General features: G+C 74.1%; 10 protein-coding genes. 3 read left to right on the forward strand and 7 right to left on the reverse strand.

Going from position 1 to position 25,030, the window contains the following annotated elements; genetic code table 11:
* Window positions 1-57: 57 nt before the first annotated feature.
* From IEY99_RS17965 to IEY99_RS17980, 4 genes are all read right to left on the reverse strand, one after another.
* Window positions 58-279: an MbtH family protein gene (locus tag IEY99_RS17965; RefSeq protein WP_189204573.1), complete on the reverse strand. Its 222-nt coding sequence runs from the start codon at window positions 277-279 to the stop codon at window positions 58-60.
* Window positions 276-15,626, reverse strand: a complete 15,351-nt coding sequence (locus IEY99_RS17970) for a non-ribosomal peptide synthetase (RefSeq protein ID WP_189204574.1) — start codon at window positions 15,624-15,626, stop codon at window positions 276-278. Before IEY99_RS17970 ends, IEY99_RS17965 begins: the two co-directional genes overlap by 4 nt.
* A gap of 54 nt (window positions 15,627-15,680) precedes the next feature.
* Window positions 15,681-16,682, reverse strand: a complete 1,002-nt coding sequence (locus IEY99_RS17975; RefSeq protein ID WP_229798876.1) for an iron-siderophore ABC transporter substrate-binding protein — start codon at window positions 16,680-16,682, stop codon at window positions 15,681-15,683.
* An 88-nt stretch (window positions 16,683-16,770) separates the two neighbouring features.
* Window positions 16,771-18,123 carry a lysine N(6)-hydroxylase/L-ornithine N(5)-oxygenase family protein gene (locus IEY99_RS17980; protein WP_189204576.1) on the reverse strand — a complete coding sequence of 451 codons (1,353 nt, stop codon included), beginning with the start codon at window positions 18,121-18,123 and terminating at the stop codon, window positions 16,771-16,773.
* A 275-nt stretch (window positions 18,124-18,398) separates the two neighbouring features.
* Here IEY99_RS17980 and IEY99_RS17985 point away from each other — a divergent pair, with 275 nt between their 5' ends.
* On the forward strand, window positions 18,399-19,346 hold the full coding sequence (locus tag IEY99_RS17985; protein ID WP_189204578.1) for a methionyl-tRNA formyltransferase: 948 nt from the start codon (window positions 18,399-18,401) through the stop codon (window positions 19,344-19,346).
* A 183-nt stretch (window positions 19,347-19,529) separates the two neighbouring features.
* Window positions 19,530-19,913, forward strand: a complete 384-nt coding sequence (locus tag IEY99_RS17990; protein ID WP_189204580.1) for a response regulator — start codon at window positions 19,530-19,532, stop codon at window positions 19,911-19,913.
* 271 nt (window positions 19,914-20,184) lie between these two features.
* Here the strand turns inward: IEY99_RS17990 and IEY99_RS17995 are convergent, their stop codons facing one another.
* The gene (locus IEY99_RS17995; protein WP_189204582.1) at window positions 20,185-22,965 is read right to left on the reverse strand and encodes a DEAD/DEAH box helicase; all 2,781 of its coding nucleotides are present in this window, start codon (window positions 22,963-22,965) and stop codon (window positions 20,185-20,187) included.
* An 86-nt stretch (window positions 22,966-23,051) separates the two neighbouring features.
* Between IEY99_RS17995 and IEY99_RS18000 the strand changes: the two genes are divergently transcribed.
* Complete coding sequence (locus tag IEY99_RS18000) at window positions 23,052-23,798, forward strand: HAD family hydrolase (protein ID WP_189204584.1); 747 nt, start codon at window positions 23,052-23,054, stop codon at window positions 23,796-23,798.
* A 51-nt stretch (window positions 23,799-23,849) separates the two neighbouring features.
* Here IEY99_RS18000 and IEY99_RS18005 read toward each other — a convergent pair whose 3' ends face one another.
* Together IEY99_RS18005 and IEY99_RS18010 are read right to left on the reverse strand one after the other, a co-directional pair.
* Complete coding sequence (locus IEY99_RS18005) at window positions 23,850-24,044, reverse strand: hypothetical protein (RefSeq protein ID WP_189204586.1); 195 nt, start codon at window positions 24,042-24,044, stop codon at window positions 23,850-23,852.
* A gap of 73 nt (window positions 24,045-24,117) precedes the next feature.
* A complete protein-coding gene (locus tag IEY99_RS18010) occupies window positions 24,118-25,029 on the reverse strand; it encodes a diacylglycerol/lipid kinase family protein (RefSeq protein ID WP_229798932.1) in 912 nt (303 codons plus the stop codon).
* Window position 25,030 lies beyond the last annotated feature (1 nt).

Consider the following 25,030-nt stretch of genomic DNA (forward strand, 5'->3'; position numbering starts at 1 on the left):
CGTCGCCGAGGGCACCCCTGGACGGGGTGCCCTCGGCGATTCGTGAGGGGGTGACGGCTACCGCGCGGCGGCGTCCGCCATCTGCTCGCGCAGGCTCCGCGGCCGCAGGTCCGTCCAGTTCTCCTCGACGTAGGCGAGGCAGGCGGCCCGCGAGTCCTCGCCGAACACCACGGTCCAGCCGGCGGGCACCTCGACGAACGACGGCCACAGCGAGTGCTGCTGCTCGTCGTTGACGAGGACCAGGTAGCGGCCGTCGGCGTTCTCGAACGGGTTGGTCATGACTCGCTCCTCATGCTGGAAAGGTGGGACAAGGTCCGGTCGGGGTCGGCGGCGGCCGCCGCGAGCAGGTCGAGCAGGTCGCCGGCAAGCCGCTGCACCGTCGCGCGGTCGAACAGGTCGGTGGCGTACTCGAGGTAGCACTGGACCGCCCCGTCGCCCCGCGGCTCGTAGAAGCTGAGCGTCAGCTCGGCCGCCGTGGCCCGGATCGGCACCGGCTGCAGCGATCCGTGGCCGCCCTCCAGGACCGCCAGGTCCGCCTGTTCGTGGTGCACGATCATCACCTGGGGTGCCCGGACGCCGCCGAGCTCGCTCAGCACGTCGGCGAAGGGCACGTCCTGCCGGTCGAGCGCGCTGAGGTTGGTCCGGCGGATCCGGGTCAGCAGCTCGCCGAAGGTCGGGTCGCCGGTGGTGTCGGTACGCAGCACGACGGTGTTGAAGAAGCAGCCGACCAGGTCGACCAGGGTCTCCTCGGTACGGCCGGCGACGAGGGTACCGATCGGCAGGTCGGTACCGGCGCCCCGGCCGGTGAGCAGCGCGGCCAACGCCGCCTGCAACACCATGAACATGCTCGTCCCGGTCGCCCGGGCGAGCCGGTCGACGGCGCGGTGCAGGTCCGCGTCGAGCGGCGCCTCCACATAGTCGCCACCGTGGCCCGGCCGGCCCGTGCGGCGCCGGTCGGCCGGCAGGGCGAGCTCGGCCGGCAAGCCCCGCAACGCCTGACGCCAGTAGGTCAGCTGACGCGCGTGCCGGCTGCCCGGGTCGGCGGGGTCGCCGAGCAGCTCGTACTGCCAGCGGGTGTAGTCGGCGTAGCCGACCGGCAGCGGGGTCCAGTCCGGCGCCCTCCCGGCCAGCCGGGCGGCGTACGCGGTGCTCAGGTCGCGGAAGAGCGGCACCACCGACCACTCGTCCACCCCGGTGTAGCCCATGGTGAACAGCAGTGCCTGCTCGCCCGCCTCGCCGGTGAGCAGCCGGGCGCGCAGCGGCGGCGCCGTGGCCAGGTCGACCGGCTCGTGGGCCAGCTCGGCGAGGCGCCGGTCCAGCCCCCCGCCCGCGACCCGCTCGGTCTCCACGGCCGGCGCGTCCACGAGCTGCTGGTACACCGTGCCGTCGCGCTCGACGAGGAGTGTGCGCAGCGGCTCGTGCCGCAGCACCACGTCGCGGATCGCCGCCGCGAGCGCCGCGGCGTCCAGGCCCCCGGCCGACCGCAGCGCGAGGGCGTGGTCGTACCCGGGACGGTCGCGGCGCAGGTCCCGGCGCCACCGCTGCACCGGGGCGATCGGCAGCAGCGCCGGCCGCTCCCGCGCCGTCAGCGGCGGCCGGGCCGACGTGGCACCGGCGAGCTGTCCGGCCAGACCGGCGACCGTCGGGGTGTCGAAGACCTCGCGGATGGTCAGTTCCGCGCCGAACGCCGACCGGATCCGGCCGATCAGTCGCATCGCCGCCATGGAGTGGCCGCCGAGCGCGAAGAAGTTGTCCTGGATCCCGACCGCGGGCAGCCCGAGGACCTCGGCGAACAGCTCGGCGAGGGCGTGCTGTTCGGCGGTGACCGGGCGCTCGTCGCCGGTCATCGCCGACCAGTCCGGCCGGGGCAGCGCCCGGCGGTCGAGCTTGCCGTTCGGGGTCAGCGGCAGCGGATCGGCCAGCGTCACCACGGCCGCGGGCACCATGTAGTCCGGCAGCAGTCCGGCCAGGTGGGCACGGAGCTCCGCCGGGGTGACCGGGTCGTCCCCGGTCACCGCGTAGCCGATCAACCGGGTGTGCTCGCCACCGGAGTCCGCGACGACCGCGGCCTGCCGCACCCGCGGATGACCGGAGAGCGCCCCGGAGATCTCGCCCAGCTCGATCCGGAAGCCCCGGATCTTCACCTGCTCGTCGACCCGGCCGAGGAAGTCCAGGTTGCCGTCGGCGCGCCACCGGGCCCGGTCCCCCGTCCGGTACATCCGGGAGCCGGGCGGACCGAACGGGCAGGCGACGAAGCGCTCCGAGGTGAGGGCGGACCGGCCGAGGTAACCGCGCGCCAGTCCCCGGCCGGAGACGTACAGCTCCCCCACCACCCCGGGCGGGACCGGACGCAGCCGGGCGTCGAGGACGTACACGGTCGTGTTGGGGTCCGGCACGCCGATCGGCACCGCCGCGTTCCAGCCGGGCGACGCCTGCCACAGGGTGGAGTTCACGGTCGCCTCGGTCAGCCCGTACGCCGCGAGCAGGTTGAGCCGGCTCGCCCAGCGGCCGATCAGATCCGGCGGCACGGTCTCGGTCCCGACCAGGACGGTGGCACCGGCCGGCAGTTCGCAGTCGGCCGGCAGCGCAGCCACCAGCGACGGGGGCAGGATCATGTGGGTGATCCGCCGCTCGTGCAGGAACTCGGTGAGCGCCGGCCCGGCGACCCGCACCTCCTCCGGGGCGAGCACGAGCTGCCCGCCGACGCAGAGCGCCATGGTGAGCTCGAAGACCGCCACGTCGAAGCCGACCGACGCGAACTGCAGGACCCGGCTGTCGGCGGTGAGGCTCATCCGGTCCACCGCGGTGGCGGCCAGGCTGGCGATGCCGTCGTGGCCGACGGCGACGCCCTTGGGCCGGCCGGTGGAGCCGGAGGTGTAGATGACGTACGCGGCCTGGTCGAGGCCGACCGGCCCGGTGGGCAGCGGCGACGGATCCAGCGCGGCCAGTTCGCCGGCGACGGCGGGACCGTCGAGCAGCAGCCGGTCCACGCCGTCGACCTCGGGCACCCGCGGCGCCTCGGACGTCGTGGCGACCACGACGCCCGCGGCCGAGTCGCCGAGCATGTACGCGATGCGCTCGGCCGGGTGCGACAGGTCGAGCGGCAGGTAGGCGGCGCCGAGCTTCAGCACGCCGAGCACGGTGGCGACCATCTCCACCGACCGGGGAACCGCGATGGCGACGACGCTCTCGCGACCGACGCCGCGGGCGGCCAGCAGCCGGGCGATCCGGTTGGCCTGCGCGTCGAGCTGCGCATACGACGCGGACCGGGACCGGTCGACCACCGCGACGGCGTCGGGCCGCGCGGCGACGCACCGGGCGAACAGCTGCGGCAGCGTCTCCTCCGGCACCTCGCGGCCGGTGTCGTTGTAGCCCTGCACCACCAGGTGGCGCTCGTCGGCGGCCAGCAGGTCGATGCTGCTCAGCGGCGCCTGCGGGTCCGCGGTGACGCCGGCGAGGAGCCGGTGCAGCCGGTCGCCGAGCCGCGCCGCGGTGCCGGGGTCGAACAGGTCGGTGGCGTACTCGAGCCGGCAGCCGATCCGGCCCGAGTGCTCGGAGAAGCTGAACACCAGGTCGAACTTCGCCGTGGGCAGCTCCACCGGCACCCACTGGACGTCGAGGCCCGGCAGCCGCAGGGCGTCGTCGCCGCGGTTGTGGTAGCCGACCATCACCTGGAACAGCGGGTTGCGGGCCAGCGACCGGGTCGGGTTCAGGCGCTCCACGACCGCCTCGAACGGCACGTCGGCGTGGGAGAACGCCGCCAGGTCCGCTTCCCGGGCGCGCGCCACCAGCTCGGCGAAGCTCGGATCGCCGGACAGGTCGGTCCGCAGGACCAGCGTGTTGACGAAGAATCCGACCAGCTCGTCGAGCCCGGCATCGGTCCGGCCGGCGATCGGGGCGCCGAGCGGGACGTCGTCGCCCGCACCCAGCCGGTGCAGCAGCGCCGCGGTGGCCGCGTGCAGCACCATGAACATGCTCGCCCCGGTCCGCTGGGTCAGCTGTCGCAGCCGCTCGCACACCTCCGGCGCCAGCTCCAGCTCCAGTTCACCGCCGCGGAACGTCGGTCGCGCCGGACGGGGCCGGTCGAACGGCAGCTCCAGCTCCTCCGGCAGGCCGTCGAGCACCCGCTGCCAGTAGCCGAGCTGTCCGTTGGCGAGGCTGTCCGGGTCGTCACGCTCGCCGAGGAGCCGCTGCTGCCACAGTGCGTAGTCGGCGTACTGCACGGTCAGCGGCGGGAACTCCGGCGCCGTGCCACCGCGGCGGGCGGCGTACGCGGTGGCGAGGTCACGCAGGAACGGGCGGTCGGACCACTCGTCCGTGGTGATGTGGTGCAGCAGGATCACCACGACGTGCTCGGCCTCGCCGACCCGCACCAGGGTGGCCCGCAGCGGCAGCTCGGTGGCCAGGTCGAACGGGCGGTCGACCGCGGTGCGGACGGCCGCGGTCACCTCCTCGGGAGCGGCGGCGACCAGCTCCACCGGCGGCCGTGCCGCGTCGGCGGGCAGGACCCGCTGGAACGGGACGCCCTCGCGTTCGCCGAACAGGGTCCGCAGTGCCTCGTGCCGGGCGACCACGTCGCCGAGCGCCGCGGCGAACGCGTCCACGTCGAGAGCGCCGCGCAGCCGCATCACCAGCGGGAAGTTGTACGCCGCCGACGCACCCTCCAGCTGCTGGATCACCCAGAGCCGCTGTTGGGCGAAGGAGAGCGGCAGCTCGTCGGGGCGCTCACCGGCCACCAGCGCGGGCCGGAGCGCACCTCGCGCACCGGCGGCCCGCAGGGCGAGCTCCGCGACGGTCGGTGCCTCGAACAGGTCCCTGATCGCCAGCTCCGTGCCGAGCGCGGCGCGGGCCCGGCTGACCAGCCGGGTGGCCAGCAGGGAGTGGCCGCCGAGGTCGAAGAAGCTGTCGTCGACCCCCACCTGCGGCACGCCGAGGAGCTCGGCGAACAGCGCGCAGAGCAGCTCCTCCTCGGCCGAGGCGGGCGGGCGGCTGTCGCCGCCGCGCACCTGCGGGACGGGCAGCGCCCGCACGTCCAGCTTGCCGTTGACCGTCAGCGGCAGCCGGTCCACCGCGGTCAGCGCCACCGGCACCATGTAGTCCGGCAGGCGGTTTTTGAGGTACTCGCGCAGCTCGGACGGGAGCGCCTCGGACGGGTCATCGGCGGCGACGACGTAGCCGAGCAGCCGCTTGGCCCCGCCGGGACCGGCGCCGTCCGCCACCACCGCCGCCTGGGAGACCGCGGGATGCGACTCCAGCACCGCGGCGATCTCGCCCAGCTCCACCCGGTAGCCGCGGATCTTGACCTGGTCGTCGGTGCGGCCGAGGAAGTCCAGGATGCCGTCCGGCCGCGACCGCACCAGGTCGCCGGTGCGGTACATCCGTCCGCCGGGCGGGCCGTACGGGTCGGCGACGAACCGCTCGGCGGTCAGCCCGAAGCGCCGGTGGTAGCCGCGGGCCAGGCCGATCCCGGCGATGTACAGCTCACCCGGGGTGCCCGGCGGGACCGGCCGCAGGTGCGCGTCGAGGACGTAGGCGCGGGTGTTCCAGATGGCCCGCCCGACGGTCGGGACGGCGCTGTCCTCGGTGGAGGCGCCCAGGGTGTTGATGGTGTACTCGGTCGGCCCGTACAGGTTGTAGCCGTACGTCCCCTCGGTGTCGCGCAGCCGCGTCCACACGGCGTCGGAGACCGCCTCACCGCCCAGCAGGACCAGCGGCGGGACGTGGCCGGACAGCAGCCCCTCCTCGATGAGCAGGTGGGCGTAGGTCGGCGTCACGTTGACCACGTCGATGCGGTGCGCCTCGCAGTAGGCCACCAGGGCCGTGGCGTCGCGGCGCAGTTCCTCGTCGCAGACGTGCACCTCGTGGCCCTCGACGAGCCAGAGCAGCTCCTCCCAGGACATGTCGAAGGCGAAGGAGACCGTGTGGGCGATGCGCAGCCGCCGCCCGCCGGCCGCCGCGATCGCCGGCCCGAAGATGGCTTCCTGGTGGTTGAGCTGCATGTTCGTCAGGCCCCGGTACGGGGTGACGACGCCCTTGGGCCGGCCGGTGGAGCCCGACGTGTAGATGATGTACGCCGGGTGCTCCAGCCGGTCGGGGCGGCTGCGCGCGAAGTGCGGCCGTTCCTCGTCGTCGATCGGGGTGGCCGGCAGCGCGGCCAGCTCGGCCCGGACGGCCGGGTCGTCGACGCAGACGGCCGGGCCGGTGAGCGAGCGGGCCACCGCGGCGGTGGAGAGCACGCACATCGGGCCGGTGTCCTCGATCATCATCTCCAGCCGGTCCACCGGGTGGTCGAGGTCCAGCGGCAGGTACGCCGCGCCGGTCCGCAGCACGGCGAACAGCGCCACGACCATCTCGACGGAACGCGGCAGGGCGAGCGCCACCACCCGCTCCGGCGCCGCGCCGCGGGCCAGCAGCAGCCGGGCGAGCCGGTTGATCCGGCCGTCCAGTTCGGCGTAGCTGAGCCGCTGGTCGCCGCAGACCAGCGCGAGGGCGTCCGGGGTCCGCGCCGCCTGGGCGGCCAGCAGGTCGGCGACCGTGTCGCTCAGCATCGGACGGCGGGTGGCGTCCCACTCCGCGGCGAGCCGGGCCCGCTCGTCCTCGGTGAGCAGGTCGAGGGTGCCGACCCGGGCCGACAGGTCCGCGACCAGCCGCGACAGCAGCAAGGTGAACCGTTCGAGCAGGTTCTCCGCCACTGCCGGTTCGACGACGTCCGGCCGGTAGTTCAGCGCCACCCGCACGTCGCGCGCGGGGGTGACGACCAGGGTCATCGGGTAGTGGGTGGCGTCGGCGCTGCCGATGCCGGTGATGCCGTGCCGCTCCCGCAGGGCGGTGAGGGTGTCGGCGTCGCCGAAGTTCTGCAGCACGTAGAGCGTGTCGAACAGCTGCTGGTGCCCGCTGGCCCGCTGGATCTCACCGAGCCCGACGTACTCGTGGTTCATCAGCGCGGTGCGTTCGGACTGCAGGCGGCGCAGCAGTTGCAGCACCGACTCCTGCGGGTCCATCGCGATCCGTACCGGGACGGTGTTGAGGAACATGCCGATGGCGCTCTCCGCGCCCGGCACGTCGGCGGGACGTCCGGCGACCGTGCTGCCGAAGACCACGTCGTACCGGCCGACCAGGCTCGCCAGGCACAGTCCCCAGGCGGCGTTGAGCAGCGTGTTGAGCGTCAGGCCGTGCCGGCGGCTCTCGGCGCGCAGCCGGTCGCTCAGCGCGGCCGGAAGCTCGGTGGCGCAGCGGCGGGGGATCACCGGCTCGCGGCTGCGGTCGGCGGGACTGACCAGGGTCGGCTCGGCGAGCCCGGCGAGGGCGGCCCGCCAGGCCTCGACGGTGCGGCCGGCATCCTGCCCGGCCAGCCAGGCGAGGTAGTCGCGGTAGGTGCCGGGGGTGGCCAGGGCGGTGTCGTCGCCGCCGGTCGCGTACAGCTCCAGCAGCTCCTCCAGGAAGAGCCCCTGCGACCAGCCGTCCCAGGCGACGAGGTGGTGGCTGAGCACCAGCCGGTCGCGGCCGGGGCCGAGCCGGACGACGGTCAGGCGGCACAGCGGCGGCCGGGCGAGGTCGAACCGGCGGCCCCGGTCGGCGGCGAGCAGCTCCGCCATCCGGCGGTCCTGCTCGTCGGGGGACAGCTGGGAGAGGTCCACCTCGTCCAGTGGCACTTCGACGTCGGTGGCGATGAACTGCACGGGTTGCCGCAGGCCGTCGCTCGTGAGGCCGGCGCGCAGACTGGGGTGGCGGGCCAGCAGGGTGGCGCAGGCCGCGCGCAGCCGGTCGAGGTCGAGCCGGTGGTCGAAGTCGTAGGTGTCCTGGGCGGTGTAGACGTCCAGGGCGGCCTGGTCGTAGCTGGAGTGGAAGAAGATCCCCTCCTGCAGCGGCGACAGCGGCCAGATGTCGGCGACCGGGGACGGGCTGAGCCGCTCGACCCGGTCGATGTCGGCCTGGTCGAGCCGGATCGTGGTGAGATCCGACGGCGTCAGCCCGGTCGCGGCCCGCGCCCCGGCCACGGCGGCGGTGAGCTCGCGCAGCGCGGCCAGCCACCCTTCGCTCAGCTCGTCGACGTCCGGCTCGGACAGTCCGGCGTCGCGCCAGGTCCACACGGCGCTCAGCTCGGGCCCGGCCGGCGTGTCGGCGCAGACCGCGTCGATCTGCAGCAGGTACGGCAGCCCCATCCCGGGGTCGGGCGCCAGGGCCAGCGCGTCGGACTCCGGCGCCGGCGTCCAGTCGGTGCCGTGGTCGGCGGCGAAGCGGCCGAAGTAGTGGAACAGCACCTGCGCCGACGCCGCCTGGGCGAGCACCGGGGCGACCTGGGCGTTGAGGTGGCGCAGCATGCCGTAGCCGAGGCCGCCGTCCGGGGCGGCGCGCAGCCGTTCCTTGACCCCCTTGAGCGTCTCGACCGGCTGCGGGTCCGCCGCCAGGCGCACGGGCTGGACGCTGGTGAACCAGCCGACCGTGCGCGACAGATCCAGCCCCTCGGCGATCTCCTCGCGCCCGTGCCGCTCCACGTCCACGAGCAGCTCGGCCGCGCCGTCCTCGCCGCGCCGGTCCCGCCAGCGGCTCACCGCCAACCGCAGCGCGGTCAGCAGCACGTCGGTGACGTCGCCGTGGACGGCCGCCGGCACGGAGGTCAGCAGCGGCAGGGTGTCGGCGATCGGCAGCCGTACCTGCCGGGTGCGTGACTCGCCGACGGTGCCGGGACCGGGCGCCCCGGCCACCAGCTCCGCCCCGGGGGCGAGGGTGCCCAGCCAGTGCGGCAGCTCGGCCAGGCGCTGCGGCGTCTGGGCCTGCTCGCTGACCAGTCGCGCGAACCGGCGCAGGGAGGTCGGGACCGGTTCCAGCGTCGGCGTCCGTCCGGCGTGCACCGCGTCCCACGCCGCGGCGAGGTCGCCGAGCAGGATCCGCCACGAGACGCCGTCGACCACCAGGTGGTGGGTGGCGAGCAGCAGCCGGCCGGGCCGGCCGGGGCCGGCGTCGAACCAGACCGCCTGCAGCATCGTTGCGGAGTCGGGGTCGAGCCGGTCGGCGGCGGCGTCGGACTCGGCCGCCAGGACCGCGCGGAGCCGGTCGGCGTCCAGGCCGGCCACGTCCACGCGGCGCAGCAGCTCGGCCGCGGTCACCGCGCCGGGGGCCAGCGCCTCCAGCGACCACAGCACGCCGGCGACCCGGGTCAGCCGCTGCCGCAGCCCGTCGTGGTGGTCGAGGACGGCCTGCAGCACCGCCGCCAGCCGCGCCGCGTCGGCGCCGGGTGGGGTCTGCACGAGCACCGAGAGGTTGAACCGGCCGACCGGCCCGCCGTCGCAGCGCAGCTGGTGGGCGATCGGCAGCAGCGGCACGTCGCCGACGCCGTCGGCCGCGGGCGCCACGGTCCCGGGGCGCGGCCGCTCGGCCGCGGCGGCCGCCAGGGCCGCCGGCGTGCGGTGCAGGAACACCTCGCGCGGGCTGAGGTCGAGGCCGGCCGCGCGGGCCCGGCTGGACACCGAGATGGACAGGATGCTGTCGCCACCCAGCACGAAGAAGTCCTCGTCGGCGCCGACCCCGGTCAGGCCGAGCACCTCCGCGAAGATGTCGCAGAGCATCCGCTCCCGCTCGTCGGCGGGACGCTGTGCCACGGCACGCACGACCGTCGGCGCAGGCAGGGCCGCGCGGTCGACCTTGCCGCCGGGGGTGAGCGGAAGGGAGTCGAGAACGACGAACACGGTGGGCACCATCGGCTCCGGCAGGAGGCCGGCCAGCTCGGCCCGCAGTGCCTCGCCGTCGGGCCGGGCGCCGGCCGCCGGCACGACGTACGCGACGAGCTGGGCGCCGCCGCGCTCGTCGGCCCGCGCGGCCACGACCGCCGTCGCGACCTGCGGTAGCGCACCGAGCCGCTGCTCGATCTCGCCGAGCTCCACCCGGTTGCCGCGGATCTTGACCTGGTGGTCCGTGCGGCCCAGGTACTCCACCGCGCCGTCGGTCCGCCACCGGACCAGGTCGCCGGTGCGGTACATCCGCTCCCCCGGCGCGCCGAACGGGTCGGCGACGAACCGCTCGGCGGTCAGCGCGGACCTGCCGTGATAGCCGCGGGCCAGCTGCGCGCCGGCGATGTACAGCTCGCCGGAGGCGCCGGCCTGCACGGGACGCAGGCAGGCATCGAGGACGTACAGGCCGGTGTTCCACGCCGGCAGCCCGATCGGCACGCCCGCGTCGGGGGCGCCGTCGTACTCCCAGGCGGTCACCTGGACGGTGGCCTCGGTCGGCCCGTACACGTTGAAGATCGGTACGCCGGTCCGGTCCCGCCAGCGGCGGGCGAGCGCGCCGCCGAGCGCCTCTCCACCGCTGAAGGCCCGGCGCAGGCTGGCGGCCCAGCCGTCCGTCCCGCTGCCCTCGCTCGCCTGCAGCAGCGCACCGTACATCGACGGGACCAGGTCCAGAGTGGTCACCTGTTCCCGGCGGATCAGCTCGGTCAGGTAGGCCGGGTCGCGGTGGCCGTCCGGCTTGGCGACCACCACCGCGGCACCGGCCAGCAGCGGTGCGAAGATCTCCAGTACCGAGGGGTCGAAGGTGGCGGAGTACTGGTGCAGCACCCGGTCGTCGGCGCGGTAGCCGAACCGCTCGCACGCCCACGTGAGCTGGCTGAGCACGGCGCGGTGGGGCACGAGGACACCCTTGGGGCGCCCGGTCGAGCCGGAGGTGTAGAGCAGGTACGCCGGGTGTTCCGGGCCGGCCTCGAAGAGGGGCGCGCCCGGCCCGCCGTCCGGCTCCGCCGCGCCCAGGACCAGCGTTTCCACGCCGTCCACCCGCGGCAGCAGCGCGGCCGCCTCCGGTGTCGTCACCACCGTGCGCGCGCCGGAGTCGGCCAGCATGAACGTGATCCGGTCGGCGGGGTGGTCGAGGTCGAGCGGCAGATAGGCGGCGCCGGTCTTCAGCACGCCCAGCAGGGCGACGGGCAGCTGCGCCGACCGCGGCACCGCGACCGCGACGATCCGCTCGGGGGCGGCCCCGCGGGCGCACAGCCGCCGGGCCAGGGTGTCCGCCGCGGCGTCGAGCTCGGCGTACGACAGCCGCTGCCGTTCGGAGATGACCGCGACGGCGTCCGGAGTCCGGCGCGCCCGGGCCGTGACGGCGGCCGCGAGGGTGATCGCCGGCACCTCGCGCTCGGCGCCCGTCAGCTCCTTCGCCATCGCGGCACGGTCGGCGTCACCGGCCAGGTCGACGCGGCCCACGGGCCGGTCGGGGTCGTCGGCGACCGTCTCCAGCAGGCGTACGAGCCCGGCGGCGAGGCGACCGGCCGCCGCGGCGTCGATGCGGCGAGGGTCGTGGTCGAGGCGCAGCTCCATCCGCTCCCCCGGCAGCACCGTGAGGGCGACCGGATAGTGGGTGGCGTCGCGCACCTCGACGTCGGCGAGCTCGACCCCGGTGTCGTCGCGCAGCTCGCCGGCGCCGGGCAGGTTCTCGACGACGACCAGCGTGTCGAAGAGCTCGCCCCACCCGGCCGTGCGCTGGATCTGCGCCAGGCCCAGGTGCTGGTGCTCCAGCAGGGCGGACTGCTCGTCCTGGAAGCGGGCCAGCACCTGCGCCAGGGACTCCTCCGAGCGCCACCGCAGGCGCACCGGCAGGGTGTTGATGAGCAGGCCGACCAGGGCCTGCACGCCGGCGACCTCGGCGTGCCGGCCGGAGACGGTGCTGCCGAAGACGACGTCCTCGCGGCCGAGGAGGCGGCCCAGCAGCAGCCCCCACGCGCCGTGCACGACGGTGCTGGCGGTCAGGCCGCGTTCCCGGGCCCGGGCGGCGAGGCCGGCGGTCAGCGCCGCGGGCAGCTCGATGCGCAGCTGTTCCGGCTTCGGCGGGGCGGCCCCGGCCTCGGCCGGCACCAGCCGGGTCGGCCCGTCCAGCCCGGCGAGCGCCGCGCGCCAGGCGTCCTGGGCGGCGCCGGCGTCGCGGCTGCCGAGCCAGCCGAAGTAGTCGCGGTACAGGGCGTCGCGGCCGGCGGGCAGCTCGCCGCGGACTCCGTCGAGCAGCTCCCGCATCATGATGGACACCGACCAGCCGTCGACCACGATGTGGTGCACGGTGAGCACGAGCCGGTGCCGGTCGGCCCCGAGGCGGACGAGCGCCGCCCGCAGCAGCGGCGGACGAGCCAGGTCGAAGCCGTTCGCGCGCTCCTGGGCGGCGACCTGCGCCGCCTTCACCGGCCGCTCGGCCGGGGCGGCGCCGGTCAGGTCGACGGCGCGCCACGGCACGTCGACGTGGCCCGCGATGACCTGGACGACCTGACCACCGGCGCGCTGGCGGAAGCCGGCGCGCAGCAGCGGGTGCCGGTCGAGCAGCCCCTGTACCGAACGGTGCACCGCATCGGCGTCGACGTCGCCGAGCAGGTCGACGGTCTGCTGGACGGCGTAGACGTCGGCCGCCGCGTCGTCGTAGGAGGCGTGGAAGAAGAACCCCTCCTGCAGCGGGGTGGCGGGGAGCACGTCACACAGGCCGGGCACCGCGGCCGTGAACTCGGCGCGCTCGGCCGGGTCGAGGGTGACCAGGGAGAACGCGGCGGGGCTGGCCGCCGCCCCGGGCCGCACCGAGCCGGCCACCGCGGCCAGCGCGGCGACGGTGCGGTGCCGGAACACGTCGCGCGGGGTGATCGCCAGGCCGGCCTCGCGAGCGCTGTTGACCAGCGCGATCGCGACGATGCTGTCGCCGCCGAGGGAGAAGAAGCTGTCGTGCACGCCGACCGCGGGCAGGTGGAGCACCTCGGCGAAGAGGGCGGCCAGCGTGTGCTCGGCGGGGGTGCTCGGCGCGGCATCGCCGGCGAGCGCCGTCCAGTCCGGGGCCGGCAGCGCGGCGGTGTCGAGCTTGCCGTTGGGGGTGAGCGGCAGCGGCCCGTCCACCGCGACGATCACCGACGGCACCATGTACTCCGGCAGGACGGCCGCGGCGTGGGCCCGCAGCGGCCCGGGGTCGAGGTCGCCGCCGGCCGGCGTGACGTAGGCGACGAGGCGCTTGACCCGGCGGTGGTCCTCGGCCGCCACGACCGCGGCCTGGGCGACCGCCGGGTGTCGCATGAGGACGCTGGCCACCTCGCCCGGCTCGATCCGGAATCCGCGGATCTTGATCTGGTGGTCGGCCCGGCCGAGGAAGTCGAGGTTGCCGTCGGCACGCCAGCGGGCCCGGTCGCCGGTACGGTACATCCGGCTGCCCGGAGCACCGTACGGGTCCGCGACGAAGCGCTCCGCGGTCAGCCCGGGCCGTCCGCGGTAGCCGCGGGCCAGGCCGCGCCCGCCCACGTACAGTTCGCCCTCCACACCGACGCCGACCGGGCGCAGCGCCGAGTCGAGGACGTAGCAGCGGGTGTTCGGGTCGGGCACCCCGATCGGCACGGGCCCGCTCCAGCCGGGCTGCGCGGTCCACAGCGTCGAGTTGACCGTCGCCTCGGTGAGCCCGTAGGCCGCCACCACCCGCAGCCGCTGCGCCCAGCGGGCGATCAGCTCGGTCGGAACGGTCTCCGTGCCCACGACGAGCACCGCCCCGTCGGGCAGGGCGCAGTCCGCGGGCAGCGCCGCCACCAGCGACGGCGGCAGGATCATGTGGGTGGCGCCGTGCTCGGTGACGTAGTCGGTGAGCGCCGCACCGGCCACCCGGCGCTCGGTGGGGACGACGATCACCCGGCCGCCGACGCACAGCGACATGCACAGGTCCCAGACCGCCACGTCGAAGCCGACCGAGGCGAACTGCACCACCCGGCTGGCGGCATCGACGCCGAGACGGTCCACGGCGGTCGCGATGAGGCTGCCGATGCCCTCGTGGGAGACGACGACGCCCTTGGGCCGGCCGGTGGAGCCGGAGGTGTAGATGACGTAGGCCGCGTGGTGCAGTCCGATCGGAAGGTCCAGGTCGCGGTCGCCGGCCGCGGCCAGCTCGGCACCGGCCTCGTCCAGCAGCAGCCGGTCTCCGGGCAGGTCGGCGAGCGGGGCCGCCAGCTCCGCGGTCGAGACGACGAGCCGGGCGCCGGAGTCGGCGAGCATGAAGCCGATCCGGTCGGCCGGGTGGTCGGCGTCGAGCGGCAGGTACGCCGCTCCCGCCTTCATCACCGCGAGCAGCGCCACCACCAGGTCGGCCGAGCGGGGCAGCGCCACGGCCACCACGTCCTCGGGGCCGACACCGCGGCCGCGCAGCACCCGGGCCAGGCGGTTCGCCGCCGCGTCGAGTTCGGCGTACGAGAGCTGCTCGGCTTCGCACACCACGGCGACGGCATGCGGGGTGCGGGCCGCCTGCGCCTCGACCGCGGCCGGCCACGTCACCTCGGCGACCTCCCGCTCGGCCGTGCCGAAGCGCTCGAGCACGAGCCGCCGCTGCTCGCCGTCGAGGAGGTCGATGGTGCCGACCGGGCGATCCGGGTGGGTCGCGATCGCGTCGAGGACGGCGAGGAACCGGCGCTCGTGCTCGGTGAGCTCCTCCGGGCCGCACACCGAGGCGTCGGCGTCGAGGTACACCCGCAGGCTCCGCCCGTCGGCGGAGGCCTCGACCGAGATGGACAGGTCGGTCACCGGCCCCTGCCACAGGATGTGCCCGCTGACCTCGTGGTCGCCGAGCCGCAGGTCCTGGTCGAACGAGATGATGTTGATGCTGGGACCGGCGAGCTCGGCGATGCCGTCGGCGAGGCCCAGGTCGCGGGCCAGGTCCTCGCCCCGGTAACGGGAGTGCGCGGTGAGTCCCGCCACCTCGCTCGCCACCGAGGCCAGCAGCTCGGCCGGGGTGGTGCCGGGGCGTACGGTCACCCGCAGCGGCAGCACGTTGGACACCATGCCGGGCACGTCGCGCAGCTGGGCGTCCACCCGGCCCGTGACGGGCAACGCGAGGACGACGTCCTGCGCTCCGGTGGCGCGGTGCAGGTAGACGGCGACGGCCGCGATGGCCACCCGGGACACCCGGGTGCCGGCGTGGGCCGCCGCCTTGTGCAGCCGGGCGGTCTCGTCCGGGCCGAGCTGCACGACGCGGCGCTCGATCCGGCTGACCGGCTCCGCCGCGCGGGTGAGCAGCCGGGCCGGCTCCGGCCGGTCCGCGAACCGGCGGTGCCAGTAGTCCCGGTCGGCCCGGTAGCGCTCCGAGGTCCGGTACGCGGCGTCGCTGTCGGCCAGGCGCTCCAAGGACCACGCCTCGCGCAGGGAACCGGCGACGCCGGTGGTGTAGGCCTCGGCGACCCGCCGGCTGATCAGCGCTCCGCCGTAGCCGTCCATGACGAGGTGGTGATAGCGCTGGTACCAGAGCACACGGTCGGCGGCCAGTCGGAGAATCGCGTGGCCGAACAGCGGGCCCCGGCCGAGGTCGGTGACCTGCTCGCGGTCCGCACGCATCCACGCCGCGGCGGCCGCGTCGGGCTCCGGCTCGGCCGCGAGGTCGACGACGGGCAGCGGCCAGTCCCCCGGCGCCCCGGCGATCTGGCGGGGCTTGCCGTCCGGCCCGGCGGCGAACCGCACGTGCAGGCATGCCGCCTGGTCGACCACCTGGCGCACGGCGGCGGCCAGGCGGTCGACGTCGACGTCGCCACGGAGCTCCAGGAAGCGGGCGATGTTGTAGACAGGGTTCTCCGGGTCGATCTGCTGCGCCAGCCAGATACCCGCCTGTGCATCGGTCAGGGGCGCGCCGGCCCCGGTACCACCGAACATCGTCGAGATGCCTTTCCTTGCCACTGTCACTGGAGCCCGGTCGGAGTGCTGGTGCTACTTCTTGGCGGTCAGCATCGGCACCACCTGGTCGACGGCGTACGGGATGCTCAGCACGGTGTTGAACGCCATGGCGGCGCCGACCGGCGGGGTCTCGTAAGGCAGGTAGACGTCCCGGCCCTCCTGGGCGACCTTCAGCTTGCTGTAGAGCTTGTCGGCCTTGATCTGCTGCGCGGCCGCGTCGTCGGGGACCAGCCACATGAGCCGGTCGACGTCGACGATGTCCAGCCGTTCGAAGCTGAAGTCCGCCACGTTCTTGGTGCCGACGGCCTCGCGGAACTTCGGCGAGACGGTGAAGCCCAGCTCGGAGAGGAACATCATCTTCGGGTCGTTCGGGGAGAAGACCGAGTACGTGCCGGCCTGGTACACCTCGGCCACCGCGGCGGTCTTCCCGGCGAACTCGGGGTGCGCCTTGCGGGCCTCGGCGAAGCGCTTGCCGACCGCGTCGATCAGCTCGTTGGCCTTGGCCTCCTTGCCGAGGGCCTTACCGATCACCCTGGTCATGTCCTGCCACGGGGCCTGGTAGTCCTCGAACTTCTTCGGCTGGCCCACGACGGGGGCGAGCTTCGACAGCTTGTCGTGCTGTTCCTTCTTCATGCCGGAGTACTGGGCGATGATCAGGTCCGGCTTGAGCGCGGCGATCTTCTCGAGGTTGTACTCGTCGCGCTCACCGACGATCTCCGGCTTGGTGTCGCCCCACAGCGGCTGCGCCCAGGGCCACTTGCCGTACGGCTTCTCCTTGAACCAGTCCACCACCCCGACCGGCTTCACGCCCAGCGCCAGGACCGCGTCCTGGTCGCTGAGGCCGAGCGTGACGACGCGCTGGGGCTCCGCCTTGATCTCGGCGGTGCCGTGCTTGTGCTCGATGCTCACCGGGAACGCACCGCTCGCGCCGGTCGCGCCGGTCGCACCGCCGCTCTTGGACTCGGCGTTCGCTCCGCCGCAGGCGGTGAGCGCCAGAGCGGAGACCAGGGCGACGGCCGGCAGAGCCGCGCGCAAGCGTCTGGCCGGACGCAGGAAACCGGGCAATATGGACATGGGTATGCCTTTCACGGAGTTTGAAGGAAAGGTGGAACGGCTCGTGCCCCTACCGGGCGGCGCTGACCTCTTCGACGGCGGCGTGCGCCGCGACGTCGGGACGGCCCTTGTCGATGACCGACTGGAGGATCTCGCCGACCCGCAGGGCGGTGTTCGACAGCAGCGAGGAGGTGATGCCGTGCGTGTGCTCGGTGGCGCCCTGCAGGTACACGCCGCAGCGCAGCTCGGGTGAGGTGGTGACCCGGTAGTCGCGGCCGATCCGGGGACGCCCCTGCGCGTCGCGGTGGCAGTAGGGCTCGACGCCGGGCAGCAACCGCAGCGGGTCGGCGGCGCGGTAACCGGTCGCGAAGACCACGGCGTCCGCGTCGAGTTCCGTCTGCTCGCCGGTGACCAGGGACTCGACGACGGTCCGCACGCCGGTCGGCGTCTCGGAGAGCTGCGCGAGGCGGGCGGTGTTGAAGATCCGCAGCCGCTCGGCCCCGAGCACCTTCTCCCGGTAGAGCCGGGCGTAGAGGTCCTCGATGAGGTCCATGTCCACCACGGCATAGTTGGTGTTGCCGTGGTAGGCCATCAACCGCTGCTTGATCTCGCTCGGCGCCGCGAAGTAGTCGTCGACCGCCGCCGGGTCGAAGATGCGGTTGGCGAACGGGCTGTCGTCGGCGGGGCTGTAGCCGTACCGGGCGAAGACCGCGCAGACCTCGGCCTGGGGGAAGCGGTCGTGCAGGTGCGCGACGGTCTCCGCGGCGCTCTGACCGGCGCCTACCACGACGAACCGCGCCGGGGCGTCGACGGGCAGCTCGGCGGCCCGGAAGAGCAGGTCACGGTTGTGCCAGACCCGCGCGGACGCGCTGACCCCCTCCGGCAGGTGCGGCAGCAGGCCCGTGGCGACCAGCACGTTGCGCGCCCGGTACGACACGGTCTCGCCCGAGCCGGTCTGGCGGGCGGTGACGTCAAGGTAGACGATCGCGCCGTCGCGGACGACGGGCCGCACCTCGACGACCTCGTGCCCGTACGTGACCAGGTCGTCGACCTTCGCGGCCGCCCACTCGAAGTAGTCGTGGAACTCGACCCGCAGCGGGAAGAGGCTCTTGTGGTTGATGAAGTCGACGAGCCGGTCCTTGCTCTGCAGGTAGCAGAGGAAGCTGAACTCGCTGGCCGGATTCCGCAGCGTCACCAGGTCCTTGAGGAAGGACACCTGCATCGTCGCGTCCTCGATGAGCATGCCACGGTGCCAGCCGAACCGCGGCTGCCGCTCGAGGAAGTGGGCCGTCACCGCCCGCTCCATGCCGGCCGTCGCGTTGTACTCGGTGAGCGCGATCGCCATCGCCAGGTTCGAGGGACCGAACCCGATGCCGACGAGGTCGAATACGGGAAGATCATCGCCTGCAAGATCGTGTGACATGTCCGTCCCATCGCGCGGGCTGGCCGCTGGTCAAGCCGGTCGGGGAACCCGCCGTCACGGCGGGGAAGCATAGGTCAGCGGGTGTCCGGCGGACGCCGGTACACCACTGTGGAGACCCTTCGAAGGTGGCCTTAGGCTAACCTAACCTAACTTGTAACACCAATGACAGGGGGGTGACCCACGACTCGACCACCCGCGAGGGGGGTCGCGTTGCGGGTGTTAGGTAAGGCTTGCTTTACTACAGCGCAACCAGCACCGCCACAAGGAGGAACGTCATGCGGGTCATCATGTTCGGCTACCAGACCTGGGGGCACCGGACGTTGCAGGCGCTCCTCGACTCGGAGCACGAGGTTCCGCTCGTCGTCACGCACCCGAAGAGCGACCACGCCTACGAGAAGATCTGGAACGACTCCGTCGCCGACCTGGCGCAGGAGCACGGCGTGCCGGTGCTGATCCGCAACCGCCCCGACGACGAGGAGCTGATGAGCGCCCTCAAGGAGGCGGCACCGGACGTCATCGTGGCGACCAACTGGCGGACCTGGATCCCCCCGCAGATCTTCAACCTGCCGACCCGGGGCACGCTCAACGTCCACGACTCACTGCTGCCCGCCTACGCCGGTTTCTCGCCCCTGATCTGGGCGCTCATCAACGGCGAGAAGGAGGTCGGCGTCACCGCCCACATGATGAACGACGAGCTGGACGCCGGTGACATCGTCCTGCAGCGCGCGGTACCCGTCGGCCCGGCCGACACCGCGACGGACCTGTTCCACAAGACCCTGGAACTGTTCGGCCCCATCACCGTCGACGGCCTGGCACTGATCGCCTCCGGCCGTACCGACTGGGTCAAGCAGGACCGGTCCAAGGCCAGCTTCTTCCACAAGCGCTCCACCGAGGACATCCGCATCGACTGGAACTGGCCGGCGGAGGACCTGGAGCGTCTGGTCCGCGCCCAGTCCGCCCCGTACCCGAGCGCCTTCACCTACCACCGCGGCCAGCAGCTGGACATCCTCGCCGCCGCGGTGTCGCAGGGACGCTACGGCGGAACCCCCGGGCGCATCTTCTACCGGGAGGGCGACGCGGTCGTCGTCGTCGCCGGGGCCGACGCACGGACCGGCCGCAACCACGGGCTGGCCATCAAGCGGGTACGCACCCACGACGGCCGGGAGCTCCCCGCGGCGGAGTACTTCACCGCGATGGGCGGCTACCTCACCAACCAGCCGTAACGCGCCCGACCCGCCGGGCGCACCGGACGGGGTGGCGGCAGGCCGCCGCCCCACCGGAGCGTCACCGTGCTGGCACCTCGGTTGCACCCGGCGGAACCAGTCGGTCCGGCCGTCGCCGCCGATAGTGGAGAAGACAACGGCGTGATTCACGCCATACGGATCTCCACAGGTAAGGGGTCGAGCATGCTGGCAATGGTCGTCGACGATTCCCGCGCGATGCGGGCCATCCTGCGCCGTCTCCTCGCCGCCACCGGCTGCGAGGTCGTCGAGGCCGACAACGGCCGTAGCGCTTTGGACGCCCTCAACACCATGGAGACCATCCCCGACTTGGCCCTGGTCGACTGGAACATGCCCGAGGTGAACGGCCTGGAGTTCATCGGCGCCGTACGGGCCCAGCCGCAGCTGCGCGACATCACCCTGATGATGGTCACCACCGAGAGCGACCCCCGGCAGATCGTCAAGGCGATGGCCGCCGGCGCCCACGAATACATCATCAAGCCGTTCACCGCCGACGTGATCACCGACAAGCTGTCGTTCCTGGGGCTGCTGAACCGCGCCGCGGCCTAGCTAGCTCCGGCCGCCCACGAGGACGCCCGCGGTCCGGAGTCCGCGCCGATCGTTGCGACGCGAACGCCAGGCCGCCGGCCGTCGACCCGCTCGGCGCAGCGCGGGCCGGCGGCGCTCCTCAATGTGCGGCCCCGCGACCGCAGGCCGGCAAGCCGCGGGCTTGTCGCCCCGCGACCGCGGGCTTGTCGCCCCGCGACCGCGGGCTTGTCGCCCCGCGACGGCGGGCTTGCGGCCGCGCGACCGCGCCGGGCGGGCCGGGGAGGGCCGGCGGTCACAGCGCCGTCTGGTAGGCCAGCACCCCCCGGTTGATCGCCGCCATCGCCTTGCGGGCCGTCTCGCGGACGACCGGCGAGGCGGCGGACGCGTCCTTGAGCTGGGCGAGCAGGTCGAGGACCTGGCGGGCCCAGCGCACGAAGTCGCCTGCCGGCATGTCGGAGTCGTAGTTGTGGCCGCTGGCCAGCACCCGCGCCAGCGGCTCGCCGCGGGCCCAGCGGTACATCGGCCAGACGAAGCCCGCGTCCGGCTCGCGGGTCAGCGACAGGCCGTGCTCCGCCTCCTGCGACTCGATCTCCGCCCAGAGCTTGTGGCACGCGTCGACCGCGGCCGTCGTCTCGCCCTTGGGCACCGAGGCGCGCTCGTCGCCCTCGCGGCGGGATTCGTACAGGACCATGGACACCGCGGCGGCCAGCTCCGCGGGCTCCAGGCCCTCCCAGACGCCGCGGCGCAGGCACTCGGCGACCAGCAGGTCGGCCTCCGTCCAGATGCGGCCGAGCATCCGGCCCGCCTCGGTGACCTCGCCGTCCGGCGAGAGGTAGCCGCGCGCGGTGAGCACCGCGCAGACCTGGTCGAACGTGCGCGCCAGCGAGCCGGTGCGGCCGGCCACCTTGTCGCGCAGGGCGTCGGTGTCGCGTTGCAGCCGGTGCCGGCGCTCGGCCCAGCGGGCGTGCTCCTCGCGCTCCGGGCAGGCGTGGCACGGGTGCTGGCGCAGCTCCACCTTGAGCAGCGCGATCTCCGGATCCTCCCCGGGCGTGCCGCGGTTGCGGCCGCGGCGCCCGCCCGCCCCCGCGTGGCGGTCGAGGCCGGTGGCGCTCACCTGGGCGGCGAGGTCGCGCCGGGCGGCGGGTGACCGCGGGTTGAAGTGCTTGGGCACGCGGATGCGGTCCAGCACGTCGACGGCACCGGGGAAGTCGGCCGGGCTGACCCGCCCGGCCCAGCGGTCCTGGGTCAGCACCAGCGGCCGGGGCTCGCCGAAACCGCCGCCCGGCGGCTCCAGCACTACCGCGAGGCCCGCACGGCGCCCCTGCGGCACCCGGATCACGTCGCCGACGCGCAGCTTCTCCAGCGAGGACACCGCCGCGGCGCGGCGCTGCGAGGCGCCCTGGCGGGCGATGGCCCGCTCCCGGTCGGCGATGGCGACGCGGATGGCGAAGTACTCGTCGAAGTCGCCGTGGTGGCAGGTGGCGTCCTTGCCGTAGGTCGCCATGGTGTCGACGTTGCGCTGCACCTGCCGGGCCAGGCCCACCACCGAGCGATCCGCCTGGAACTGCGCGAAGGAGGACTCCAGCAGGTCGCGGGACTTCTCCGCGCCGACCGAGCCGACCAGGTTGACCGCCATGTTGTACGACGGCCGGAAGCTCGACCGCAGCGGATAGGTCCGCGTGGAGGCGAGCCCGGCGACGTGGCGCGGGTCCACCTCGGGGCTCCACAGCACCACCGCGTGCCCCTCGACATCGATGCCGCGGCGCCCGGCCCGGCCGGTGAGCTGCGTGTACTCCCCCGGGGTCAGGTCGACGTGCGCCTCGCCGTTGAACTTCACCAGGCGTTCGAGCACGACGCAGCGGGCCGGCATGTTGATGCCCAGCGCCAGCGTCTCCGTGGCGAAGACGGCCTTGACCAGGCCGCGCACGAAGCACTCCTCGACGGCCTCCTTGAACGCGGGCAGCATGCCGGCGTGGTGCGCGGCAACGCCCCGCTCCAGCCCGTCGAGCCACTCCCAGTAGCCCAGGACCGACAGGTCCTCGGCCGGGATGGCCGCCACCTTGGCCTGCGCGATCTCGCGGATCTCGGCGCGCTCCTCCGGATCGGTCAGGCGCAGCCCGCCGGCCAGGCACTGCTGCACGGCGGCGTCGCAGCCCGCCCGGCTGAAGATGAACAGGATGGCGGGCAGCAGCCCGGCCCGGTCGAGGCGGTCGACGACCTCGGTGCGCGGCGGCGGCTGCCACCGGCGCGGGCGCCCGCCCCGGTGCTGCCAGCCCGGGCCGGCCGCCCGGTCGGTGAGCTCCAGCCGGCGCAGCATCTCCCGCGTGTAGCGCAGCAGCTCGGGGTGCACGTCGTGCTTGCGGGCCGCGTCGGCGTCGTGGAACAGGTCGAACATCCGCTTGCCGACCAGCATGTGCTGCCACAGCGGCACCGGCCGGTGCTCGCTGACCACGACCTCGGTCTCACCGCGGACGGTGACGAGCCAGTCGGCGAACTCCTCGTAGTTGCTGACCGTGGCCGACAGCGAGACCAGGGTCACGGAGGCCGGCAGGTGGATGATCACCTCCTCCCAGACCGCGCCGCGGAACCGGTCGGCGAGGTAGTGCACCTCGTCCATCACCACGTAGGCCAGGCCCTGCAGGCTCGCCGAGCCCGAGTAGAGCATGTTGCGCAGCACCTCGGTGGTCATCACCACCACCGGCGCGTCGCCGTTGATCGCGTTGTCACCGGTCAGCAGGCCCACGTGCGCGGCGCCGTAGCGCTCGACGAGGTCGTGGTACTTCTGGTTGGAGAGCGCCTTGATCGGGGTCGTGTAGAAGCACTTGCGCCGCCTGCCGGAGCCGTCGGCGCGCAGCGCGAGGTGCACGGCGAACTCGCCGACCACCGTCTTGCCGGCGCCGGTGGGCGCGCAGACCAGGACGCCGCTGCCGCGCTCCAGGGCCTCGCAGGCCTGTCGTTGGAAATCGTCCAGGTCGAAGCCGACGTCCAGCATGAAGTCGTCCAGCGCGGGGAACTCGGCCGCGCGGGCCGCCCGCCTTCTCGACTCCGCATAGCGTTCGGCGGGGCTCGTCATGACCACAAGGCTAATGCGTCGGTGTGACACAACGACGGTCATGGCTCGCCGGGCGGTTGATGACGGGCCGGTCCGAGCGTCTCGGTATGGTGCACGGCGTGCCGGATGCCGCCGAATCGACCGCCTTCCCGTCGCGCCGTCAGGTCGACGCCGTGCTCTTCGACTTCCACGGCACGCTCGCCCAGGTCGAGGAGCCGGTCGCGTGGGTGCTCGCCGCCGCGGCGGCCTGCGGCACGGAGCTGGACCGCGGCCGGGCCACGATCCTGGCCGACCGGCTGGTCACCGCCGGGCGCGCCGGCGGCCCGCTGCCGCACCGGGTGCCCATCCACCTCGCCGAGCACTGGGCCGACCGCGACCTGTACGAACACAGCCACCGCGCGGCGTACACCGGCCTGGCCGAGACGGTGAGCTGCGACGTGGAGGGCCTCGCCGACGCCCTGTACGAGCGGCTGCTGGACCCGCAGGGCTGGCTGCCGTACGCGGACACCCTGCCGACCCTGCGCACGCTGCACGGGGCCGGGGTGAAGGTGGCGGTGGTGAGCAACATCGGCTTCGACATCCGCCCGCACCTCGCCGCCTGGGGCATGGCCGGGCTGGTGGACGCGTTCGCGCTCTCCTACGAGGTGGGCCGGGTCAAGCCCGACCCGGCGATCTTCCTGCGCGCGTGCGGCATGCTGGGGGTCGACCCCGAGCGCACACTGATGGTCGGCGACAGCCCGGCGGACGCGGGCGCGGTGCAGGCCGGCTGCGCGGCCCTCGTGCTCCCGGCGGCCGAGCCGGGCCGCTCGAACGGCCTGGGCGCGACCCTGGCCCTGGCCGGCTGCGAGGTCTGAGCTCTTCCATCCGCCGGGCCCATGCCGAGCATGGCGGTGGCGTGGGCACCGTCAGAGGTAGGTGTCGACCAGCGTGCCCAGAGTGGCGGACGCGCTGCGGATGGGCTGCTGCTCGTCCTGGGCCGCGACGTGGTCCGCGATCGTCGGCTCGCCGCCCTGCTCCGGGGCCTTCTTCGCCGCGGCGGTGTCGGCCGACGCCAGGTACGCGGTGGAGACCGTGCTGGAGCTGAGCGAACCGACCGACATGCTGCCTCCTGAAGGGAAGATCTGCGGCTTCACGTTTCCGTTCGGCCCGGCCTGCGGGCCGCTGACCCCGTGGTTACCGCAGCAACCGGACGGCACCCGGCCGGCAGCCGATCGCGAGCGGCAGCGCGGCGACGCGTTCGCCGTCGGCGTACCCGACGATCCCGGGCGTGTCGATGCGCACCTCGCGGGCCCGGTAGCTGGTGATCAGCGGATCCTCGACGTGGGTGCCGCGCCGCAGGCGGGGCTGGAGCCGCGCGAGCGCGACCCGCCCGAGAGGTGCGGCGACGACGACGTCCAGCAGCCCGTCGGTGGGGTCGGCGTCGGGGCAGATCCGCAGCCCGCCGCCGTAGCTGGGGCAGTTGCCGACCGCGACCAGCACGCCGGCGAAGCTGTGGTCGACGCCGTCGAGCTCCAGGGCGTAGCGGCGCGGGCGCAGCCGGGCCGCCTCGAGCATGATCGCCAGGTCGTAACGGCGCGGCCCGCGGGGCCACCGCATCCGGTTGGCGCGCTCGTTGACGACCGCGTCGAACCCGGCGGCGAGCACGGCGCCGAACCACCGGGCGTCCCGCTGCCCGGTGTCGATGCGGGCCAGGTCGACCGGGTGGTGCCGGCCGTCGCGGTGCGCCGCGGCGATCGCCTCGGCGGCCCGCAGCGGATCCTCCGGTATGCCGGCACCGGTCGCGAAGTCGTTGCCGGTGCCGGCGGGGACCACGCCGAAGCCGACGCCGGTGTCCGCCACGGCCTGCAGCGCCCGGTGCACGGTGCCGTCCCCACCGACCGCGACGAGGGCGCCGATCCCCTCGGCCACGGCCCGATGGCAGGCCTTCTCGGCGTCCTCCGCGCTGCCGGCCTCCAGGAGCCGGACGGCCCGGCCGCCGGAGCCGAGCCGGTCGAGCACCGCCGGAAGCAGACCGCGGTGCCGGCCGCGTCCCGCTCCGGGATTGGCCAGCACCGCGATGTCGTCATTGCTGTTCACAGCCGGAATG

Origin of the sequence: Couchioplanes azureus, from assembly GCF_014648355.1 — a bacterium.
Taxonomy (GTDB): domain Bacteria; phylum Actinomycetota; class Actinomycetes; order Mycobacteriales; family Micromonosporaceae; genus Actinoplanes; species Actinoplanes azureus.